The following is a 2803-nucleotide window of genomic DNA, read 5'->3' on the forward strand; positions in this document are numbered from 1 at the left end:
GTCCTTGTCGTTCTGCTCCTCGTGCTGGTGTGAAGAGTTTATGGATGGGACTTCGTCGTTTGGATGGTATGGAGGAGGGCTGGCAAATGGCTTTTTCAGCGATGTCAGCCCTATCAGCAAAAGATATGGGACAAGATTAGGCTCCAACCGGGGGGACGAAACGGGTAAAATAGCCCTACCATGCCAACAAGCCTGACCGAGAACGGTCTCTACTTCGAGTACACCAAGGCCGCCGACCCCATCGGGTCGGGGACGATCTCTAAGATTCCCTACGCCGACTTTCCGAGCAGCCTCCACGAGAGCGGCCCGACACAGCTCATTCCCCTCGATGTGAGCGCGGCGCTGCGGTGCGAAGGCCCCGCGACCAGTCCGGCACTCTGTGCCAACTTTGTCCGTATCCTGCCCGGTGAGAGCCTCATGCTCCGCTTCAACGCGACCTCGCAGCTCTACTACGTGATGCGCGGCAAGGGGAGCACAGATTTTGACGGCCTGGAGATCCCCTGGAAGACCGGCGACTTTGTGGTGCTACCGACGGGTAAAGAGACGCACCATACCGCTGAGCAAGACGCCGCGCTCTATCTGGTTCACGACGAGCCGCTGCTGCGCTATCTGGGCGCGACCGCCGACACCCCGCGCTTTGCCCCGACTCTCTTCACTGCTGAGGACTCGCTCGCCGCGCTAGCGCAGGCCAAGAGCGAGGGCGATGCCATCAACCGGAGCCGCATCAGTGTGTTGCTCGCCAACAAAGCGATGGACCAGACCCTGACCATCACCCACACGCTCTGGGCGATGTTGGGTGTGTTGCCCGTCAATGCCATCCAGCTTCCGCACCGGCATGAGTCGGTTGCACTTGACTTGATCCTTGACTGCGATCCTGGCTGCTACACGCTGGTCGGCACCAAGATCAACGAGAGAGGCGAGATTCTCGATCCCGTACGCGTGGACTGGAAACCGTTTTCCTCGTTTATCACCCCGCCGGGCTACTGGCACGCTCACTTCAACGAGTCGGGCCGTGAGGCGCACCTGCTGCCCATGCAGGATGCGGGGCTGCAGACCTACCTCCGCACCCTTGGGATCAAGTTTGTCTTGCCCGGTGGGCGGATGCCGTCACTGTAAGGTATGAAAAAGTACGAAAGAGAAGAGCAACAGGCACTTGCTACTTGGTCTGCGGACTGTGCTGAGCGGGTACTTCCTTTGTTTGAGGAATCGTTTCCCGACGATGATCGTCCCCGGAAAGCACTCCATGCCTGCCGAGAGTGGGTTCGTACAGGCATATTTACCATGGCAGGGATTCGAGGTGCTTCTCTAGCCGCGCATGCTGCCGCAAGAGACGCCAAAGACAATACCCCTGCCTGTCTTGCTGCACGAGCTGCGGGACAGGCGGTGGCAACGGCACATGTTCCGCAGCATGCCTTTGGGGGTGCGTACTATGCCTTGAAAGCGATGGCAGCGGCTGATCCGGTGCATGCGGACGAGGTGGTGACTGACGAACTAAACTGGCAGAGGCAGCATGTTGCTGTCGGGTTAAGAGACGAAGTTCAAAAGAGAGTTATCGTACAGAAGCGTGGTTCGCGAGTTATGATTACGGTGCAAAAAGAGGGAGATTTTTAGTCTCTAAGAAGTCAGTCGAGTGGGCTGACTGTAAGGCAGAACATCTATAATACGATAAAATGCGTGATGGCTGCACCTATTTTTGCTCTCTTCGCTCTGGCCGCGCTGGCTCCAAGCCCTGCGTTGCCCCGCAACTCTGCTCTCACTGCCGCACCGCTGCGCTGCGTGATCTTTGGCGGTGGCCCCTCGCCCGAGTACAACCAGGTCGCCATTGAGAGTAATGTGCGCTATGTCTACGGACTCTTGCCCATCCAGGTCAGTTCCACTGTGCTCTTTGCCGATGGCCAGACTGACACACCAACGGTACAGTTTCTCGCCACCAAGACCGAGGCGCAAAAAGGCATCCGGGCACTATTTGGCGATGGCCCACGTCCTGCAAAAGGCGCTCCGTTTTTGCAGTACCGAACCAGTGATGTGCCCCGCCGCGACGGCTCCACAAACGCCGACACGATCACGGGAGTCTTTGATAAGCTCGCCACCGAAGACGACAAGACACCGCTGATGCTCTACTTCACCGGTCATGGCTCACCGGGGCGACAGGCGGCGCAGGGCAAGAACCCCTATGACAACAACCGCTACGACCTCTGGGGCAATGGGGCTCTGACGACCACCACTCTCTCCGAGCACCTGACTAAGCTCCCCAAGAAGCGCCCCGTGACCGTCGTGATGGTGCAGTGCTTCTCGGGAGCCTTTGGGAACCTGCTCTTTACTGGTGGCCAGCCCGATGGCGAGCTGGTAGATCGGCCCTTCTGCGGTTTCTTCGCCACGGTCAAAGAGCGCGAGGCGGCGGGCTGCACCCCGGAAGTCGAGGAAGAGGAGTACCATGACTTCACCAGCTACTTCTTCGCCGCCCTCACGGGAAAAGACCGCCTAGGCCGTAAGTCGGTTCAGCCGGACTACAACAAAGACGGCAAAGTGGGCATGGACGAAGCCTTCGCCTGGACCCAGATCAACGAGGAGTCTATTGATGTGCCCGTAGCCACCAGCGATGTCTTTCTGCGCCGCTTTGTCCCGATTGAGAGTGACGAAGAGATTACAGGAACGTCCTGGAACGATCTTAAAAACGCCGCGTCACCGTCGCAGCGGGCAGCGCTTGAGGGCCTCAGCGAAAAACTCGGCACAACCGCACAGGGCGAGGATCGGGTCAAAGTCGCCTACGAGCAGTTCCGCAAGCTCGTTGCGCGGGACCTGC

The 2803-nt window shown here is 58.9% G+C and carries 2 protein-coding genes and 1 pseudogene; all 3 read left to right on the forward strand.

Going from position 1 to position 2803, the window contains the following annotated elements; all coding sequences use genetic code 11:
• The first annotated feature begins 180 nt into the window (after positions 1-180).
• On the forward strand, positions 181-1116 hold the full coding sequence (locus tag RMO15_RS21585) for a hypothetical protein (RefSeq protein WP_309716991.1): 936 nt from the start codon (positions 181-183) through the stop codon (positions 1114-1116).
• Positions 1117-1119: 3 nt separating this feature from the next.
• Positions 1120-1611, forward strand: coding sequence for a putative immunity protein (locus RMO15_RS21590; protein WP_309716994.1), 492 nt, complete (start codon positions 1120-1122; stop codon positions 1609-1611).
• Positions 1612-1677: 66 nt separating this feature from the next.
• Positions 1678-2803, forward strand: a pseudogene (locus RMO15_RS21595) (hypothetical protein); the annotation flags it as partial.

Source organism: Armatimonas sp. (genome assembly GCF_031410135.1).
In the GTDB taxonomy this organism is placed as follows: domain Bacteria; phylum Armatimonadota; class Armatimonadia; order Armatimonadales; family Armatimonadaceae; genus Armatimonas.

What these genes read in the sequence shown, in the direction of transcription:
- RMO15_RS21585 (WP_309716991.1), top strand. Translation starts at nt 181, where the DNA reads ATGCCAACAAGCCTGACCGAGAACGGTCTCTACTTCGAGTACACCAAG.
- RMO15_RS21590 (WP_309716994.1), top strand. Translation starts at nt 1,120, where the DNA reads ATGAAAAAGTACGAAAGAGAAGAGCAACAGGCACTTGCTACTTGGTCT.